Annotated in this window: 14 protein-coding genes; 10 read left to right on the top strand and 4 right to left on the bottom strand. The window is 57.5% G+C overall.

Features of this window, described 5'->3' with window-relative positions; all coding sequences use genetic code 11:
- The first annotated feature begins 355 nt into the window (after positions 1-355).
- From RAL88_RS20140 to RAL88_RS20115, 6 genes are all read left to right on the top strand, one after another.
- Entirely contained in the window at positions 356-1,450 is a 1,095-nt protein-coding gene (locus RAL88_RS20140; RefSeq protein WP_306265948.1) for a TRAP transporter substrate-binding protein, read from the top strand.
- Positions 1,451-1,529: 79 nt separating this feature from the next.
- The gene (locus tag RAL88_RS20135) at positions 1,530-2,102 is read left to right on the top strand and encodes a TRAP transporter small permease subunit (RefSeq protein WP_306265946.1); all 573 of its coding nucleotides are present in this window, start codon (positions 1,530-1,532) and stop codon (positions 2,100-2,102) included.
- A gap of 27 nt (positions 2,103-2,129) precedes the next feature.
- Positions 2,130-3,494 (top strand): TRAP transporter large permease subunit, encoded by a 1,365-nt coding sequence (locus RAL88_RS20130; protein ID WP_306265945.1) that lies wholly within the window; start codon positions 2,130-2,132, stop codon positions 3,492-3,494.
- The gene (locus RAL88_RS20125) at positions 3,491-4,831 is read left to right on the top strand and encodes an amidase (RefSeq protein ID WP_306265943.1); all 1,341 of its coding nucleotides are present in this window, start codon (positions 3,491-3,493) and stop codon (positions 4,829-4,831) included. Before RAL88_RS20130 ends, RAL88_RS20125 begins: the two co-directional genes overlap by 4 nt.
- A gap of 22 nt (positions 4,832-4,853) precedes the next feature.
- On the top strand, positions 4,854-5,054 hold the full coding sequence (locus tag RAL88_RS20120) for a hypothetical protein (protein ID WP_306265941.1): 201 nt from the start codon (positions 4,854-4,856) through the stop codon (positions 5,052-5,054).
- Positions 5,055-5,173: 119 nt separating this feature from the next.
- The gene (locus RAL88_RS20115) at positions 5,174-6,106 is read left to right on the top strand and encodes an AEC family transporter (RefSeq protein ID WP_306265940.1); all 933 of its coding nucleotides are present in this window, start codon (positions 5,174-5,176) and stop codon (positions 6,104-6,106) included.
- A 19-nt stretch (positions 6,107-6,125) separates the two neighbouring features.
- On the opposite strand, the gene fdhF is transcribed toward RAL88_RS20115, so the two are convergent.
- Both fdhF and RAL88_RS20105 read right to left on the bottom strand, forming a co-directional pair.
- The gene (fdhF, locus tag RAL88_RS20110; protein ID WP_306265939.1) at positions 6,126-8,897 is read right to left on the bottom strand and encodes a formate dehydrogenase subunit alpha; all 2,772 of its coding nucleotides are present in this window, start codon (positions 8,895-8,897) and stop codon (positions 6,126-6,128) included.
- Positions 8,894-10,630: an NAD(P)H-dependent oxidoreductase subunit E gene (locus tag RAL88_RS20105; protein WP_306265937.1), complete on the bottom strand. Its 1,737-nt coding sequence runs from the start codon at positions 10,628-10,630 to the stop codon at positions 8,894-8,896. Before RAL88_RS20105 ends, fdhF begins: the two co-directional genes overlap by 4 nt.
- Before the next feature lie 261 nt (positions 10,631-10,891).
- Here RAL88_RS20105 and recQ point away from each other — a divergent pair, with 261 nt between their 5' ends.
- Positions 10,892-12,676, top strand: coding sequence for a DNA helicase RecQ (gene recQ / locus RAL88_RS20100; protein WP_306265934.1), 1,785 nt, complete (start codon positions 10,892-10,894; stop codon positions 12,674-12,676).
- Between the two features lie 230 nt (positions 12,677-12,906).
- Positions 12,907-13,692, top strand: coding sequence for a thioredoxin family protein (locus RAL88_RS20095; protein WP_306265932.1), 786 nt, complete (start codon positions 12,907-12,909; stop codon positions 13,690-13,692).
- A 6-nt stretch (positions 13,693-13,698) separates the two neighbouring features.
- Here the strand turns inward: RAL88_RS20095 and rsgA are convergent, their stop codons facing one another.
- Both rsgA and RAL88_RS20085 read right to left on the bottom strand, forming a co-directional pair.
- Entirely contained in the window at positions 13,699-14,760 is a 1,062-nt protein-coding gene (rsgA, locus tag RAL88_RS20090) for a ribosome small subunit-dependent GTPase A (RefSeq protein WP_306265930.1), read from the bottom strand.
- Between the two features lie 99 nt (positions 14,761-14,859).
- Entirely contained in the window at positions 14,860-16,539 is a 1,680-nt protein-coding gene (locus RAL88_RS20085) for an electron transfer flavoprotein-ubiquinone oxidoreductase (RefSeq protein ID WP_306265929.1), read from the bottom strand.
- A 229-nt stretch (positions 16,540-16,768) separates the two neighbouring features.
- On the opposite strand from RAL88_RS20085, the gene RAL88_RS20080 reads away from it, so the two are divergent.
- Both RAL88_RS20080 and moaB read left to right on the top strand, forming a co-directional pair.
- Complete coding sequence (locus RAL88_RS20080; RefSeq protein WP_306265928.1) at positions 16,769-17,593, top strand: uracil-DNA glycosylase family protein; 825 nt, start codon at positions 16,769-16,771, stop codon at positions 17,591-17,593.
- Positions 17,594-17,608: 15 nt separating this feature from the next.
- Positions 17,609-18,166 (top strand): molybdenum cofactor biosynthesis protein B, encoded by a 558-nt coding sequence (gene moaB / locus RAL88_RS20075; protein ID WP_306265926.1) that lies wholly within the window; start codon positions 17,609-17,611, stop codon positions 18,164-18,166.
- Positions 18,167-18,209: the final 43 nt, after the last annotated feature.

The following is an 18,209-nucleotide window of genomic DNA, read 5'->3' as shown; positions in this document are numbered from 1 at the left end:
TCTTGGAGGAAACAGTCTGGGAGGACTCCATCAACAAGCTCACGACATTGGCCTGAACAACCATCAGTGTTTTCGGCCTTATGGCAGCGCCGGCGAAGGCGAATAAGTCAACATGAAGGTGGTATTTCCTATCCCTCGTCACAGCCTCTGATTGGCCCGGCTGGGGTGGTCGTGGCCGAACCTGGGGGTGGCTGAATTTGCGGAATGTCGGCGTCAAAGCTTTCGAATGTCATGATCAATCATCTGTGTTGTCGTTGACGCTTTAGCAATAATCTGGCCACACTAGAGTGAGCCGTCCAACACGAAGATCGAATTGAAACGGCAAGAAACAGTCTTAATTTCCGTGGGAGGAAACATGTCAAACGCACTTAATCGCAGAAAATTTCTGCGCGGTTCAGCCATCGCTGGTGCCGCAGTTCTCGCAACACCGGCAATCGCTCAGAATGCCACCACGACATTGAAGATGCAGGCTGCCTGGGGGGGCGGTATCTTCCTTGAAAACGCCCAATCCTATGTCGACCGGGTTCATGCCATGGCCGGCAGTGCACTGAAGATCGACCTGCTTTCCGTCGATTCCGTTGTCAAGACAAGCCAGATGCAGGACGCTGTCCACCGCGGTGTTCTCGACGCGGCACACTACGTGCCAGCCTATTGGTACTCCAAATCCAAGACTGCCTCGCTCTTTGGCACCGGCCCCTGCTTCGGCTGGTCCAGTCAGGAAGTGCTGGGCTGGGTCTATTATGGTGGCGGACAGGAATTGTTCGATGAATTGATGGGCTCGCTTGACCTCAACATCGTCTCGTTCTTCAACTCGCCCATGCCGGCCCAGCCACTCGGCTGGTTCAAGGAAGAGATCAAGAGCGTCGACCAGATGAAGGGCCTGAAATACCGCACCGTCGGTCTGGCTGCCGACGTTCTTCTGGAAATGGGCATGTCCGTGGTTCAGCTTCCCGGCGGTGAAATCCAGCCGGCGATGAAATCCGGTCTGATCGATGCTGCGGAATTCAACAACCCGACCTCCGACCGCGATTTCGGCATGCAGGACGTGTCGAAATTCTACCACCTGGCCTCGTTCCACCAGAGCCAGGAATTCTTCGAAGTTACCTTTAACAAGAAGAAATATGAGGCACTGCCGGCCGAGCTTCAGGCTATTCTGCGATACGCGTCCGAGGCCGAGAACTCCAATTTCTATTGGAACAACACCAAGCGTTATGCTGACGATCTCAACACCTTGCGGGACGAACAGGGTGTCAATGTTTTCCGCACGCCGGACGACATAATGGCGGCTCAACTTGCTGCCTGGGATGTGGTCGTCGACAGGATCTCGGGCGAGGATGCGTTCTTCGCGAAGGTGATCGACAGCCAGAAAGCCTATGCCAAGAATGTCATGGGCTATCTCAATCTGAACCAGCCCGACTACAAGCTGGCCTACAACCATTATTTCGGTTGATTCCGAATTGATCTGAAGTCATCGCCTGGTGGCCCGCGAAGGGCCGCCAGGCATGGTTCTGTCTAGCGGAGGCCGCGCAATGGTCAAATTCGTTCATGCAATTGAAGGCTTGAGCCTTTGGGTGGGTCGCGCCTTCGGCTGGTGCATCCTGCTGCTGACGCTGTCGATATCCTATGAAGTATTTGTGCGTTATGTGCTGAACGCGCCGACGGTCTGGGCCTTCGATATGATGGTGCAAATGTATGGTGCCCTATTCCTGATGTCCGGCGCCTATGCGCTGGCCCAGGACACCCATGTCCGCGCCGATGTGCTCTACCGGTTGTTCCCGGTACGGATTCAGGCGGCGCTGGATTTTGTGCTGTATTTCCTGTTCTTCTTCCCCGGCATTATCGCCTTGTTCTGGTTTGGCTGGGAGATCGCGGCCGACAGCTGGCGGTATCAGGAAGTTAGCTGGAACAGCCCGGCCCGCATTCAGATCTATTTTTTCAAGACATTGATTCCGGTCGCCGGCGGATTGCTGCTGTTGCAGGGCAGCGCCGAAGTCATGCGCTGCGTCCTGGCGATCAGGTACGGCCGCTGGCTCGACCGGCTCGAGGACGTGCGCGAAACCGAGGACATGCTCATGCACATGTCCGAAGTCAAACGTCCCTGATTCAGCTGAACACCTAGGAAATTTTGAATGTCAAATCCTGAAGTCGCACTGTTCATGCTGGGCCTGTTTATTGTCCTGGTGCTGTTGGGTTTTCCGATCGCTTTCACGCTTTTGGCCATGGGCGTGGGCTTCGGCTACTACGCCTATTATCAGGGCGGCGCGGAAACTTTTGCCGATATCTTCAACAACAATATTTTCTATCTGTTGAATCAGAACACCTATTCGGTGATGGAAAACCCGACACTTGTGGCCATCCCGTTATTCCTGTTCATGGGATATGTCGTTGAGCGGGCTAACATCATCGACAAGCTGTTCTTTTCCCTCTACATGGCAGCCCGCAACCTGCCCGGTTCACTGGCCGTTGCCGCGCTTCTGACCTGCGCGATCTTTTCTACCGCGTCGGGCATTGTCGGCGCCGTGGTCACCTTAATGGGCCTGTTGGCATTTCCCGCCATGGCCAACGCCAACTACAACAAGAGCTTTGCATCAGGCGTGATTTGCGCCGGCGGCACGCTGGGCATCCTGATTCCGCCATCGATCATGCTGATCGTCTATGCAGCGATCGCCGATCTGTCACCGCTCAGACTCTATGCGGCGGCGGTGTTTCCCGGATTGCTTCTTGCGGGGCTTTACATCGTTTACGTGATTGCCCGGGTCTGGATCACGCCTTCGCTGGCGCCCAAACCGGATCTGAAGGATGTGCCGCCTCCACGCGAGATCTATCGCGATCTGCTGGTTTCCTTTGTGCCATTGACAGTTCTGATCGGGCTGGTGCTGGGCTCGATTCTCGGTGGACTGGCAACGCCCGCGGAAGCTGCAGCCATGGGCGCTCTCGGCGGGCTCGTTCTGGCTATGCTTTACCGGTCTCTGACCTGGCAAAAGCTCAAGGAAAGCGTGTTCCTGACGGCCAAGGCGACCGCCATGGTGTGCTGGTTATTTGTCGGCTCATGGACGTTTGCTTCGGTGTTTTCCTATCTGGGCGGCCATGATCTGATCTCCGATTGGGTTGTCGGCATGGACCTGGCTCCCTGGCAGTTCCTGGTGCTGGCGCAAATTATCATCTTCCTTCTTGGATGGCCGCTGGAATGGTCGGAAATCCTGATCATCTTCGTTCCGATTTTCCTGCCGATGCTCGATACGTTCGGTGTCAATCCTTATTTCTTCGCCATGCTTGTGGCGCTCAACCTGCAGACCTCATTCCTTACTCCGCCGATGGCGATGTCGGCCTATTATCTCAAGGGCGTGCTAAAAAATCAGATCGAGCTGATGGAAATATTCAAGGGCATCATGCCCTATCTCAGCATCGTCATCCTGACCATGGTGCTGCTCTATCAATTCAAGGGAATCGCTCTTTGGCTGCCTGACTATCTGTTCGGCGTCTACGTCCCATGAATGAGGGTCCATCGTCACTCAGCGCCGTCGACACCGCCCGCCAGATCAGGGAGGGCCGTCTCAGTTCGGTCGATCTGGTCAAATCCTGCCTGGCCCGGATCGCTCAGACCGATCCCACAATACAGGCATGGGCACATTTGGACCCGGACCAGGCGCTGAGCCAGGCTGCCGAGATGGACCGTATTCGCCGTGCCGGGCTAAGCTTGGGAGCGCTGCATGGCGTACCGGTCGGGCTCAAGGACATTATCGACACGTCCGACATGCCAACACAGCTCGGCAGTCCGGCATTCGAAGCTCGTCAGCCTGATCGGGATGCCGCGATCGTTGACCGGCTGCGCGACGCCGGAGCGGTCATCATGGGCAAGACGGTGACAACCGAATTCGCCTTCCTCAATCCGAGCCGCACCCGCAACCCGCATGATCCGGCGCGAACCCCAGGCGGATCTTCCAGTGGTTCAGCGGCCGCCGTTGCCGCCCATCATGTACCGCTCGCCATAGGCACCCAGACCAATGGGTCGGTCATCCGGCCGGCGTCGTTTTGCGGCGTATACGGCTTCAAGCCAAGCCGGGGCGTCATTTCCCGACGCGGCGTGTTGCAGACCTCGGTCTCGCTTGATCAGGTCGGCGTCTTCGCCCGCACACTGCCCGACGCTGCGCTCCTGGCTGAGGCGCTGGCTGGCCATGATTCCATCGATCCGGCGAGCCTGCCGCGGCCCCGCCCGGCGATGACCAAGGGGGTCGCAGAGGAGGTTCCGGTTGAGCCGGACCTGGCATTTTTCGAACTGCCGTTTCATGACCGGCTGACCACCGACGGCCGTGAAGGACTTGATACAGTCATTGATGCGCTTGGCGAACGGGTGCTCAGGCTGCGTCCCGCTGATGCGATGGCCAATCTGGTCGCCGTGCAGGCTACCATTCACGAATTTGAACTCTGCCTCCATTTGGCGGAGACTTTCGATGCGCATTGGGACAAAGTCAGCCCGTTGCTGCAAGGCGTTGTCGCGCGCGGCCGCAAAATCAGCCAGGACCAGTATCAGGACGCACTCGGGGTCAAAGCTTCGGCTGAAGTTTTTTTCGCCGACTTTTTTACCGAGTTCGACGCCATCATCGCGCCCTGCGCCACCGGCGAAGCGCCAGCGATTGACGATGGCACCGGAGATCCGATATTCTGCACCCTGTGGACGCTTGCAGGTCTGCCGTCGCTGAGCCTGCCGCTTCTTGTGGGCGAGAACCAAATGCCGATTGGCGTGCAACTGATCGGACCGGCCGAAAAAGACGATCGGCTGCTCAGATCCGCCACCTGGCTGCAAGCCAAACTTGCGGCCGACGCCGCGTAACACGAATGCTGGAGACAAGATCATGTCCTATACGGTCAAACTGATTATGGGCTTTATCGGCACCGCTCTGCTGGTGACTTTTGTGGTGGGACTTTCGCATAGCATCTCGACCGGTTTCGCAGGGTTCTGGGGCGGCTTTCCGTTCATGGTGATCACCATTGTGGTGCTGTCATTGGCGATTTATGATTTCTGGGATGAATGCGTGCGCCGGAAAACCAATTGAGCGCCAGGCCTAAGATGTGCTGCCGGACGGTTCTGCCCATTCTCAGAAATCACCGCCCAAACCGAGGCGATGGTTGACACCAAAAGTGTAAAACTGTTTCACCGGCTTGAAAGCGCGCAATGATCACCTTTTTTGGCATACTTGAGCTGACGCTGCCGTTTTTTGCTGTGGTCGGCCTTGGCTACGGCGCCGCCCGCACCAAGGTGATCGATCCGAAAAGCGCAGGATCAATCAATGTATTTGTGTTCTACTTCGCCATGCCCGCCCTCGTTATCGGGGCTTTGGCGCGCCAGGAGATCAGTGCCATTCTGGACTGGCGGTTTCTTGGTGCCTGGCTTGCCGGAACGCTGATATTATTTGCTCTTGGAATGGTGCTCTCCAGAGTGTTGTTCAACGCCTCGCGCAAGGAAATGGCGCTGTTCGGCCAGGGCTCGGCAATCGCGAATATCGGCTTTCTGGCAATCCCGATTGTCGGAGCCACATTCGGCCCCGAAGGCGTTCGCCTGTCCGCCGCGGCTCTGATTATCGATCTGATGATCATGATCCCATTATCGATCATGATTATTGAATCGGCGGGCGGCGGCACGCCCGCGGCCTCGGTCAGACGCGCCCTCACCGGTGCCATACGCAATCCGTTTGCGGTCGCTATTCTGGTCGGCGTCGCCTTGTCGGCCAGCGGCATCGGATTGCCGGGAGCTGCCGGAACCTTCAGCAATTTTCTCGGCGGCGCTGCTGCGCCCACGGCCCTGTTTGCGCTTGGCATGTCGCTGTCACAACGCAGCGTCGGCGAGGATCTGGCTTCGGTTGCTGTCCTCAGTGTGTTGAAATTGCTGGTCCATCCGGCAGTGGCTGCGGTGATGCTGTATCTGCTGGGTCTGCCGCCGGCCATCATTGTAATCGGAACCGTGATCGCTGCCATGCCGGTGGCGCAGAATGTCTATGTCCTGTCTGAACATTATGGCGTCATGGTGCGGCGCAGTTCAGCTGCGATACTGATTTCCACCATCGCTGCCGTTTTCACGATTACCGTGTTGCTGTATCTGCTGGCCTGATTGCCCTGCAAGAAGGGCTTCATTCCGCTGCTTCCTGAACCACCGCTTCTACCCTGACCGCGCAGAATTTGAATTCCGGAATTTTGCCGATTGGATCCAATTGCGGGTTGGTCAGAGCATTGGCTGGTGCCTCGGCGTAACAGAACGGAATAAACACCAGACCTTGCGGCAATTCCCAGTCTTCACGCAGTTTCAGCCTGATGCTGCCTCTGCGCGTCGTCACCTGCACCATGTTTCCAGGTGTCAGTGCCATGCGGCGGATATCGCTGCCATTCATGCTGACAACAGCTTCAGGCTCAAGGGCGTCCAGAATTTTTGAGCGGCGGGTCATCGAGCCGGTGTGCCAGTGTTCCAGAAGCCGGCCCGTGGTCAGCACCATCGGATAGGTGTCGTCCGGCAATTCATCCGGCGGCACCAGATCAGCCGGCACGATCCGTGCCCTGCCGCTGGCGGTGGGGAACCTGTCGCTAAATACAATGTCCTGGCCGGCTTCATCGGGCGCTTCACAGGGATAGGTCACACTGCCTTCGGTCTGTAGGCGATCCCAGGTGATGTTGTTCAGCGATGGCATGATCTGCGCCATTTCCGCAAACACCTCACTGACCGACTTGTAGTTCCAGCCGAGGCCCAGCGCATTTGCCAGATCCACGATGATGTTCCAGTCCTGCCGCGCTTCTCCCGGAGGTGTCACGGCAGGGCGGCCGATCTGAACCTGGCGGTTGGTGTTGGTGAAAGTGCCTTCCTTTTCAGCGTGGGCGCTGGCCGGGAATATGACATCTGCAAACCAGGCGGTTTCAGTGAGGAAAATATCCTGCACAACCATATGTTCGAGCATTGCCAGAGCGGAGCGCGTATGATGCTGGTCAGGATCGGACATGGCCGGATTTTCGCCCATCACATACATGCCCTTGATGCCGTCTGCGTGGATATCATTGACGATTTCCACCACGGTGAGGCCGCGTTCTGCGCTCAGCTCAGTGCCCCAGAACTGTTGCATCCGGGCTCTGGTTTCGGCATTTTCCACGGAAATATAATCCGGGTAGAACATCGGAATCAGCCCGGCATCGGACGCGCCCTGAACATTGTTCTGCCCGCGCAATGGATGCAGACCGGTTCCGGGGCGGCCGATCTGGCCGGTCAGCAGCGCCAGCGCGATCAGGCATCTGGCGTTGTCGGTGCCGTGGACGTGCTGGGAAATTCCCATGCCCCAGAAAATGATTGAGCGCGGTGAGGTTGCATAGGCCCGCGCCGTTTCGCGGATGTCTTCGGCAGAAATTCCGCAAATTTCCTGCATGTTTTCAGGGCTGTATTCACTGATGCGGGCCCGCAATTCATCAAACCCTTCGGTCATCGACTGCACATATTGCCGGTCGTAGAGATCTTCCTCGATAATCACATGCAGCATTGCGTTCAGCAGCGCCACATCTCGGCCCGGCTTGAAGGCAAGGTGCTTCCAGGCCAGACGGCTCATCTCATTGCGGCGCGGATCCATGATGACAAGCTTCGCGCCGCGCTTTGCCGCTGCCTTGAAATAGGTGGCGGCAACCGGGTGATTGACTGTCGGCCGGGCCCCGATAATGATGATGCAATCCGCTTCATTGGCGGCGTTGAACGGTGCGGAGACCGCGCCCGAGCCGACCCCTTCCAGCAGGGCGGCAACTGAGGAGGCGTGGCAAAGCCGTGTGCAATGGTCAACATTATTGGTGCCAAATCCGGTGCGGACCAGCTTTTGCACCAGATAGGCTTCTTCATTTGAGCCTTTTGCAGAGCCAAATCCGCAGGTTGCGTCGGCACCGTCGCGGTTGAGAATATCGCGAAAGCCCGTGGCCGCCTTTTCAAGCGCCTCATCCCAGCTCGCCGGGCGGAAAAAGGCGTCGATCTGATCCGGTGCGATCTGCAAATCGACATGTTTGGGGGCGTCCTCACGGCGGATCAAAGGCTGGGTCAGACGCCCGTCATGATGGATGTAATCATAGCCGAAGCGGCCCTTGACGCACAGGCGGCTTTCATTGGCCGGCCCGTCGCGCCCGTCGACATGCAAAATCAAATTGTCCTTGACGTGAACATCGGTCTGGCAGCCGACGCCGCAGAATGGACACAGGGTTTCCACAGTGGTGTCGGCATATTCGGTGCGCACACCATCTGAATTGACCAGGCTTTTCTCGATCAACGCCCCCGTTGGGCAAATCTGAACGCACTCGCCGCAAGCGACACAGGTGCTGTCGCCCATGGGATCGTCGAAATCAAAAACGATCTGAGAGCCATGGCCGCGATAGGCCATGCCGATGACGTCATTGCTCTGCACTTCCCGGCAAGCGCGCACACAAAGATTGCAATTGATACAGGCATCAAGATTGACGTGAATGGCACTGTGGCTGATATCGCGCGGCACGTCCTTCAGCTTCGGCATGCGGCCCGCTTCAGCGCCGACCGCGTCGGTCCATTTCCAGAAAACGGACTCCGGGTCGGGATGGACCTCGCGCGATGGCTGATCGGCGGCCAGCAGCTCAAACACCAGCTTGCGGGACTTTTGCGCCCGCGCGGTGGCGGTGTTGACGACCATGCCCTCATTCGGAGCGCGCACACAGGAGGCGGCAAGCGTGCGTTCACCTTCGACCTCGACCATGCAGGCGCGGCAATTACCGTCTGAACGGTAGCCCTTCTGCTCGCTGTAACACAGATGCGGAATACTGGTTCCAAGCCGTTTGGCAACCTGCCAGATGCTCTCGCCTTCCAGCGCAGTAACCTTTGTTCCATCCAGCACAAAACTGACGGTTTTGACGTTTTTCATGGCGCCAGCACCTCCTCCGGAAAATGCTTCAACACGGATAATAGCGGATTTGGTGCGGCCTGCCCCAGCCCGCAAATCGAGGCATCCATCATTACCTGCGACAAATCCTGCAAGATCTCGGCATCCCAGTGGTCTTCCTGCATCAGCCTGACAGCCATCGACGTGCCATTGCGGCAGGGTGTGCACTGGCCGCAGCTTTCATCTTCAAAAAACTTCATCAGATTTATTGCAACACCGCGCATATCGGTTCGGTCTGACAGAACCACGATTGCGGCGGAACCAATGAAGCAGTCATGCGCCTGCAGCGTATCGAAATCCAGTGGAACATCGGCCAGCGAGGCGGGCAGGATGCCGCCCGAGGCCCCGCCGGGCAGATAGGCCTTCAGCCGGTGGCCCTCCAGCATGCCGCCGCAATATTCATCGATCAGCTCCGTCAGGGTAATGCCGGCCGGTGCCAGCTTGACGCCGGGTTGCCGGACATGGCCGGAGACGGAGAAGGAGCGCAATCCTGTTCTGCCATTGCGGCCATGAGAGGTGAACCAGTCAGCGCCCTTTTCAAAGATTTCCCGGATCCAGTAAACTGTCTCGACGTTGTGAACCAGGGTCGGGCGGCCAAACACGCCGTTTTGCGCCACATAGGGCGGGCGATGCCGGGGCAAACCCCGTTTGCCTTCAACGGATTCAATCAGCGCGGATTCCTCGCCGCAAATATAGGCGCCTGCGCCGCGGCGCACCTCCAATTGGCCCGGTGCGACAATCCCTTCCTGCTGCAGCCGGTTGACCTCGGCCCGCAGCATATCCACCAGCGCCGGATATTCATCGCGCATATAGATGTAACACCGCTCGGCACCGACTGCTTCCATGGCCACAAGTGTGCCTTCCAGAAAGCGGTGCGGGTCCTTGTCGAGATAGTATTTGTCCTTGAACGTACCCGGTTCGCCTTCATCGCCATTGATGCACATCAGCCGGGGTGCAGGTCCGGCACGGACAAACCCCCATTTCTTGGCAGCCGGAAATCCGGCCCCGCCGAGCCCGCGCAAACCGGATTGTTCGATGACACCGGCAAGGTTTTCATACGTGACTTCGCCGCTTCGCACAGCCTGCAACAGGCGGTAGCCGTTCTCCGCCTTGTAGGCGTCAAAGGTTATGATGCCGGGCGCGGCAGCATGAGTCTCGCCAGCATCCAGCATGGCAGCAATATTATCCGGCGTTGCCTGCACCGCATGATTGTGTCCGACCTCGACCACAGGCGCGACGTCACAACGGCCCATGCAGGGCGCACGCAGCACGCGAACAGTATTGCCGGCATCCTGGCCAAAGCGGTCCGAAAGGTCCTCCAACAGCTCCTCCGCGCCGAACAAAGCACAGGTCAGGCTGTCACAGACCCTCAGCGTGATTTCGGGAAGCGGTGCCTCGTCATCCTCAAGAACGGTAAAATGGGCATAGAAGGTAGCGACTTCGTAGATTTCCGCCATCGACAGACGCATCCACTCGGCCAGAGCCCGCAAATGCCGGGCGTGAAGACAGCCAAAACTGTCCTGAATGGCATGGAGATATTCAATCAGCATGTCGCGCTGCGGCGCATGCTGAAAAAGGCTTGTCACCTCTTCAAACGCGACCGGGTCAAGCTGGCGGCCCTTATTGTAGATGTGGGCCTTGCGGCGTCCTGACCCGGGATGAATGCGGTTTTCACCGGCGCTTCCAGCCGAATTTCCAATCAACGTAACCGTCATAACACGATCCCAGGTTCCTTTGATGCTGCAAGGCTAACAGAGTTTTTCCGCGCCTCCATCGCTTGTCCGACAATCATATGCGGAAAATGCGACGGATGAGATGGGGCCAAAGCACAAATCGCTTCAAGGCAGTTGGTGCCGAGATTACCGAAACGATGCACCTGTATGAGCGAATTATCCTCAAGCCGTCAAGGCAGCTTCTATGTCACTGGCAAATGCTCTATCCACTAGGAAAACAGCCCAAGCGATTCCCTGATCCTCATGCAGCAAGCCCGTCATCTGCTCAAGACCGTATTCGGCCACGATAGCTTCCGGCCCGGCCAGGAGGAAATTGTCGCAAGTGTGCTGGCCGGAGAAGATGTGCTGGCGATTATGCCTACAGGCGGCGGCAAGTCGTTGTGCTACCAGTTGCCGGCGCTGTGCAAAGAGGGTGTTACCCTTGTGGTGTCTCCGCTGGTGGCACTGATGAACGACCAGGTTGCCCAATTACGGCAAAGTGGTGTGGAAGCCGGGGCGCTGACGTCCAACAATGATGCGGCGGAGAACGAGCGGGTGTTCAGCGCCTTGGATAACGACTCGCTGAAACTTCTGTATATGGCCCCGGAACGGATCGCCACCTCACCTGGACTGCTGAACCGGCTGAAGATCAATATGCTGGCCGTCGATGAAGCACATTGTGTCAGTCAGTGGGGTCATGATTTCCGGCCCGATTATCTGGAGATCGGGCGCCTGCGGGAGGCGTTGGGCGGTGTTCAGATTGCAGCTTTCACTGCGACGGCCGATGAAGAAACCCGCAGTGAAATCATCTCCAAACTGTTCGCAGCCGAACCAAGACAGTTTCTGCGCGGTTTTGACCGGCCGAACCTGTTTCTGGCGTTTGAGCCGAAGAACAATCCGAAACGGCAGATATCCGAATTCGTCGCTGCCAGAGCGGAACAGTCCGGCATCATCTATTGCTCGTCGCGGCGCAAGACAGAAGATATGGCCGAGCATCTGCGCGGCAGGGGCGTCAATGCGCTGGCCTATCATGCCGGTATGGACGCAGCGCAGCGGCACATCAACCAGGCGCGATTTTCTCAGGAAGATGCCGTGGTGATGGCCGCAACCATCGCTTTTGGCATGGGTGTTGACAAGCCGGATGTCCGCTTTGTGGTCCATGCAGACCTGCCCAAAACCATGGAAAGTTATTATCAGGAAATTGGCCGCGCCGGTCGCGACGGCCTGCCGGCCGATACGCTGTGCCTTTACGGGGTCGAGGACATCAAGCTGCGTCGGCGTCAGATCGATGAGGGTGAAGCACCTGAGGCGCGCAAGCGGGCCGATCACCAGCGCTTCAATGCCCTTCTGACCCTTGCCGAAGCGGCATTGTGCCGCCGTCAGACCCTGCTGGGCTATTTTGATGAAATCGCCCTGCCCTGCGGCCATTGCGATCTGTGCAAAAATCCCAGGCAGCTATTTGATGCCTCAGAGGCAGCGCAAAAGGCGCTGTCAGCAATGCTGCGAACCGGTCAGATTTACGGGTTGGAACATCTGGTCAGTGTGCTGGTCGGCGAGGAGACCAGCCGCATTACCGAACAACGCCATAATCTGCTGCCGACTTTCGGCGTCGGCACGGAGTTTGACAAATCGCAATGGCGCAGCATCTTCCGCCAGCTTTATGCTGCGGGCTACGCCAATGTCACCATTGCCCAGGGCTCGTGGCAGGTCTGTGAAAAGGCCCGCCCGGTGCTGCGCGGCGAGATGAAGCTGGATTTGCGATTTCCTGAAAAGCAGGCCGAACGCAAACGCAGCAGTGCACGAACGGCCCCGATTGAACTGAGCGACGCCGGTGATCAGGAATTGCTGAAGGCGCTGAAAACATGCCGCACGGATTTCGCGCAAAGTCAGAACGTGCCGGCCTATGTGATTTTCCCCGACCGCACACTGATCGAAATGGCGCAATCGCGCCCCGGCACCATGGCTGGCCTGATGCAGATCAACGGGGTCGGAGCAAAGAAGCTGGAGCGCTATGGAAACGCGTTTTTACGAGTCATTTCAAACCATTAGATCATTACATGGTTAAATTGATTCAATTGCGTCCGCGCGAGTGCGTGGCAATCATGGTTTTCATACTCAGATCAATTGGTTAGACATTTTTGGAAACCGGCCGAAAAGTCCTTTGCAGAGTATCGTTCAGCACTCTGTCACCAGCGGTGGCCGCGTCTCACCGAGAAGTGACTGGAGCGTGAAATGGATTATAGCTACATGATTGGGTGAGAAGACAAAGGAACTGACGAATGGTCTCGCGTGTAACGTTTTTGCTTTCTTTCATCCTTGGTTCCAGCCTGATGGGCTCTCTGCCCCTGGCGGTACAGCCCGCCTATGCTGAAATCAACGGAAAGCCGAAAGCGGTCGTGGAGCTGTTTACCAGTCAGGGCTGCTCCTCCTGCCCGCCCGCCGACAAGGTTATTTCTGAGCTGGTCGCTGAGGGCGAGGTTCTGGCGCTGACGATGCCTGTGGATTACTGGGATTACCTTGGCTGGCGCGATACGCTAGGCAAGCCGGAGCATTCCGAACGCCAACGCGCCTATGCTGCAGGTCGCAGCGACCGCGATGTTTATACACCGCAGGCGGTGATCAATGGTCAGGTGCATGTGGTTGGCAGCCGCCGGGAAAGTATTGATGCCACGATTGCAAAATTGCAAAAGGCCAGTTCCGACCCGTCATCCTCCCTGCCTCTGGAGGTCAGGCTGACGAAAACAGCTGAAGCTTTGACGATCAGCGTGGACGGCACCGAAGAACTTGGCGAGAACACCACCATCTGGCTGGTGTTTTACGATGATGTTCACACCGTGGATATTGAGCGCGGCGAGAACCGCGGCCGGCAGGTCGAATATCATAATGTTGTCCGCGAAATGCGCCCAATTGGAATGTGGAAAGGCAAACGAACCGAAATGATTTTGCCGCTGAGCGAACTTGCCAAAAGCGGCTATGATAATTGCGCCGTGCTGGTGCAGTCGACCATTAACGGTAATCCCGGTCCCATCCTGGGGGCTGCGACGCTGACCGGCCTGTCAAGCTGATCCAATTTAATCCAACTCACCCATTTTCTTGTGTTTGGTCGCGCGTTTCACCATTTTGCTGAAGGCCTTGTTTCTGGTGTGGCGCTCTGACAGGCTGGCATTGTTGTGAAGCTCTTCCGCTGCCAGTTTCCGCCAGTTTTTCAGTCGGGAGAGCGGCAAAACTCCATCCGCGATGGCGGCCTGAATCTGACACCCCGGCTCGCCCTCATGGCTGCAATCATTGAAACGGCAGCCTGCAGCCAGTTCCACAATGTCGGCAAAGACCTCCTCCAGTCCCTCCCTCACATCGGCCAGTTGCAATTCCCGGATGCCCGGCGTGTCGATCAGCCAGCCGCCGCTTGGCAGTTGATGAAAGGTCCTGCCGGAGGTTGTGTGGCGGCCCTTGTCATCGCCTTGCCTTATGTCGCCGATGGCCGCCCGGTCGGTTCCGGACAGAGTATTGACCAGAGTTGATTTTCCAACTCCGGACGATCCAACCAGCGCCACGGTCTGGCCCGGACCGCACCATCGGGCAAGACCGGCAAGGCTGCTGGCATTGCGCGCATCGACAATCTCGACCTGCAGATCATCAGCCAGGCTGGCGGCGGCCATCAGACACTGTTCCGGTTGCGGGGCCAGATCAGCCTTGGTCAGAATGATGACCGGCCGCACGTCAGCATCCCGGGCGAGTGCCAGGTAGCGCTCAAGCCGTGCTGTGTTGAAGTCCTGATTACAGGATGTGACGATGAACAGTGTATCGATATTAGCCGCGATCAATTGCAGCTTGCGCGCCTTTCCCGGAGCGCGGCGCTGAAACAGGCTGCGCCGCTGCAACAGACATTTCGGTTTTTTTGTTTGGGCGTCCAGAAGCAGCCAATCGCCCACCGTCGCCACGGTCTCTTCATCGTCAGTCATGGTGCTGAAGCGCTGAATATGTTCGTCAATCTGCGGGCCAACCACCCTGATGCCGCTGCGATGAACTTCCACCACACGAACGGGAATGGCATCCCGGTCGTCTGCCCACTGATCGTCAAAAAAGCTGTTCCAGCCCCAATTTTCTAGATTTGAGGTCGAGGACTTTATAGACATGAAAACGACACGTGAGGGCGCGCAGGGGAAGTGGTCTGACACCGCATTTTCGCGCTGCCCTGCCCCCTGGAACCGCCTGCCATCGGCGAGCGGCCGGCGCTACATGTTCGGGTAAACCGGGCCACCGCCACCCTCCGGCACTGTCCAGTTGATGTTCTGGTTGGGATCCTTGATATCGCAGGTCTTGCAGTGCACACAATTCTGCGCGTTGATGACGAAGGTCGGCTCACCGCCCTGTTCCACCCATTCATAGACACCGGCAGGGCAGTATCTGGCGGACGGGCCGGCAAAGACATCATGCTCGCTGGATTTCTGCAAAGCCGGATTGAGCACCTGCAGATGCACCGGCTGGTCTTCCTCGTGATTGGTATTGGACAGGAACACCGACGACAGGCGGTCAAAGCTGAGAACCCCATCGGGTTTCGGATAGTCAATTTTGCTGTGCCGGGAGGCTGGCTCCAGCGTTGCGTGATCCGGCTTGCCGTGGCTGCGGGTGCCGAACAGGGAAAAGCCGAACGTGTTGGTCCACATATCAAATCCGCCCAGCGCAATGCCAAGCAGCGTGCCGAAACGCGACCACAACGGTTTGACATTGCGGACCTTTTTCAGGTCATTGCCAATTTCGCTGCCGCGCCAGGCCGCCTCATAACCGGACAGCTCGTCCTGGGAGCGGCCTTCAGCAATCGCCGCAAAGGCGTGTTCTGCAGCCAGCTTGCCCGACAGAACCGCATTGTGCGAGCCCTTGATGCGGGCAACATTGACGAATCCGGCCGAGCAGCCGATAAGGGCGCCGCCGGGGAAGCATAATTTCGGCACGCTCTGCCAGCCACCCTCGGAAATGGCACGGGCGCCGTAGGACAGGCGCTTGCCGCCCTCAAACACCGGGGCAATTGCCGGATGCGTTTTGAAACGCTGAAACTCTTCAAAGGGCGACAGATACGGGTTCTTGTAATTGAGGTGGACCACGAAGCCGACCGCCACCTGATTGTCCTCCAGATGGTAGAGAAAGGACCCACCGCCGGTGCGGTTGTCGAGCGGCCAGCCAAAGCTGTGCTGCACCAGACCCGGCTTGTGATTTTCCGGCTTCACTTCCCATAATTCTTTCAGGCCGATGCCGAATTTCTGCGGCTCCCTGCCTGCGTCCAGTTCGAATTTTGCGATCAGCTGCTTTGCCAGCGAGCCGCGCACGCCTTCTCCTATCAGGACGTATTTGCCGAGCAGTTCCATGCCGCGTTCATGGGCGGGTTTCGGCGCACCGTCTTTGCCGATGCCCATATCTCCCGTAGCCACTCCGCGCACCGCGCCATTATCATCGTAGAGCAGTTCCGAGACTGCAAATCCGGGATAGATCTCGACGCCCAGTGCTTCCGCTTTTTCCGCCATCCAGCGTGCCACATTGCCCAGCGAGACGACATAATTGCCATGATTGTTCATCAGCGGCGGCATCAGAAAATTCGGCAGGCGGAGAGAGCCGGAAGGCCCCAGAAACAGAAAGCGGTCTTCGGTAACCGGTGTCTTCAAAGGCGTTTCCTGTTTGCGCCATTCCGGCAAAAGAGCGTCCAGACCAATTGGGTCCACCACCGCGCCGGAGAGGATATGAGCGCCGACCTCAGCACCCTTTTCCAGCACAACCACCGAAAAATCGTCCCGTCCCGCTTCAGCAGCCAGTTGCTGCAGCCGGATCGCAGCCGACAGGCCGGCCGGCCCGGCACCGACAATCACCACATCAAATTCCATGCTTTCGCGCGGCTCTGCCGCAACCTGTGTGTTGTCAGTCATTCATGCTGCCTTTCAAAATGCCGGTTTTGAAACCATTTCGGACACCTGTCAGGTCCAGAGCCTGACCATTGCTGAGTCCGGAACCGGCCCTTTGGTTCGCCGATAGTGCACCATCTAGCCAGAATATGCGTCAAGTTCCAGCATCATCTGCCTGCAAGCCAAAGACATGCGGTTTGTATTGCTTTAAAGGATTGCGCAGATGTGTTGACCGAACTCTGGAAACCGGCAGATGGAACAGACTGAAACTCTGAAGGATGTGCTGCAGTTTTATGTCGATGCGGGCGTTGATATTGCGCTCGACGAGATGCCGCATGATCGTCTGGCGGTGCCACCACAGGAGAGCCGGGCCGGCGGCGGTGCGGCAACAGCGCAACCTGCCGCTGTGCGCAGCTCTGCTTCAGCTCCCACCCCGGGATTTTCTGAAACCAAGCCCCATGAAGTCAACGTCCAGGAAGCCAGAGACCGCGCGGCTTCCGCAAATTCGCTTGATGAATTGATGGCGTTACTGATGTCCTATGAGGGTTGCGGGCTGAAGCGGACAGCGACCCACACCGTGTTTGAGGACGGCAACAGAGATGCCAAAATCATGCTGGTTGGTGAAGCGCCAGGACGCGATGAGGATCTGCAGGGAAAGCCGTTTGTCGGCCGATCCGGACAGTTTCTGGACCGGATGCTGAAGGCCGCCGGCTTTGACCGCAGCCATGTTTACATCGGCAACATTGTGGCCTGGCGTCCGCCGGGCAACCGTGCTCCGACGACTGCGGAAATGGAATTGTGCAAGCCTTTCATCACACGGCAGATTGAACTTATGAAGCCGGAATTGCTGGTTTTTCTGGGCGCTTCATCTGCCAAGAATATGTTGCAGAGCAGCGATGGAATATTAAAGTTGCGCGGCAAATGGCGCACCTATTCCAAGGCTGAAATTCCTGTACTGCCGATGCTTCATCCCGCCTATCTGCTGCGTCAGCCTGCCCAGAAACGACTGGCGTGGCGCGACTTGCTAAGCCTGCGGAAAGCCGCCATCGAAAAAGCCATCCTGTCGCCAGACGCTTAACAAACAGGAAGTCTGATGCCCCGTCTTGATATGACCAAACAGTTCATTCCCCTGAAGATTGCCGTGCTGACACTGTCGGACACACGCTCGCTGGATGAGGACCGGTCCGGAGCTGTGCTGGTGGAACGGCTGCAGAAAGCCGGCCACAGTCTGGCGGACAGAGCGCTGTGCAAGGATGACATCGGTCAGATCCGAGAGCAGGTCTCGCAATGGATTGCAGACAGAAATGTGGATGTGGTGATTACCACCGGCGGTACCGGCTTTACCGGACATGATGTGACGCCGGAAGCGCTGACACCGCTGTTTGAAAAACACATGGACGGATTTTCGCAGATCTTTCACCGCATCAGTTTTGAAAAAATCGGCACATCTACCATTCAGTCACGGGCGCTGGCTGGGGTTGCAAACAGCACCTATATTTTCGCCCTGCCCGGTTCTCCGGGGGCCTGCAAGGATGCCTGGGACGAAATCCTGCTGCATCAACTGGATTATCGGCATCAGCCCTGCAATTTTGTCGAAATCCTGCCGCGGCTCGGCGAACACCTGAAACGCGGAAAACTGCAAGGCAGCTGATTCTCAAGGGCTTTTCACTCTGTCAGGCCATAATTGTATTATG

Source organism: Pararhizobium sp. IMCC3301, assembly GCF_030758315.1.
Classification (GTDB): Bacteria; Pseudomonadota; Alphaproteobacteria; order Rhizobiales.
Note: the sequence above shows the minus strand (reverse complement) of the source record. Positions and strands in the feature narration are given on the sequence as shown.

What these genes read in the sequence shown, in the direction of transcription:
- RAL88_RS20140 (WP_306265948.1), top strand. Translation starts at nt 356, where the DNA reads ATGTCAAACGCACTTAATCGCAGAAAATTTCTGCGCGGTTCAGCCATC.
- RAL88_RS20135 (WP_306265946.1), top strand. Translation starts at nt 1,530, where the DNA reads ATGGTCAAATTCGTTCATGCAATTGAAGGCTTGAGCCTTTGGGTGGGT.
- RAL88_RS20130 (WP_306265945.1), top strand. Translation starts at nt 2,130, where the DNA reads ATGTCAAATCCTGAAGTCGCACTGTTCATGCTGGGCCTGTTTATTGTC.
- RAL88_RS20125 (WP_306265943.1), top strand. Translation starts at nt 3,491, where the DNA reads ATGAATGAGGGTCCATCGTCACTCAGCGCCGTCGACACCGCCCGCCAG.
- RAL88_RS20120 (WP_306265941.1), top strand. Translation starts at nt 4,854, where the DNA reads ATGTCCTATACGGTCAAACTGATTATGGGCTTTATCGGCACCGCTCTG.
- RAL88_RS20115 (WP_306265940.1), top strand. Translation starts at nt 5,174, where the DNA reads ATGATCACCTTTTTTGGCATACTTGAGCTGACGCTGCCGTTTTTTGCT.
- fdhF (WP_306265939.1), bottom strand. Translation starts at nt 8,897, where the DNA reads ATGAAAAACGTCAAAACCGTCAGTTTTGTGCTGGATGGAACAAAGGTT.
- RAL88_RS20105 (WP_306265937.1), bottom strand. Translation starts at nt 10,630, where the DNA reads ATGACGGTTACGTTGATTGGAAATTCGGCTGGAAGCGCCGGTGAAAAC.
- recQ (WP_306265934.1), top strand. Translation starts at nt 10,892, where the DNA reads ATGCAGCAAGCCCGTCATCTGCTCAAGACCGTATTCGGCCACGATAGC.
- RAL88_RS20095 (WP_306265932.1), top strand. Translation starts at nt 12,907, where the DNA reads ATGGTCTCGCGTGTAACGTTTTTGCTTTCTTTCATCCTTGGTTCCAGC.
- rsgA (WP_306265930.1), bottom strand. Translation starts at nt 14,760, where the DNA reads ATGTCTATAAAGTCCTCGACCTCAAATCTAGAAAATTGGGGCTGGAAC.
- RAL88_RS20085 (WP_306265929.1), bottom strand. Translation starts at nt 16,539, where the DNA reads ATGACTGACAACACACAGGTTGCGGCAGAGCCGCGCGAAAGCATGGAA.
- RAL88_RS20080 (WP_306265928.1), top strand. Translation starts at nt 16,769, where the DNA reads ATGGAACAGACTGAAACTCTGAAGGATGTGCTGCAGTTTTATGTCGAT.
- moaB (WP_306265926.1), top strand. Translation starts at nt 17,609, where the DNA reads ATGCCCCGTCTTGATATGACCAAACAGTTCATTCCCCTGAAGATTGCC.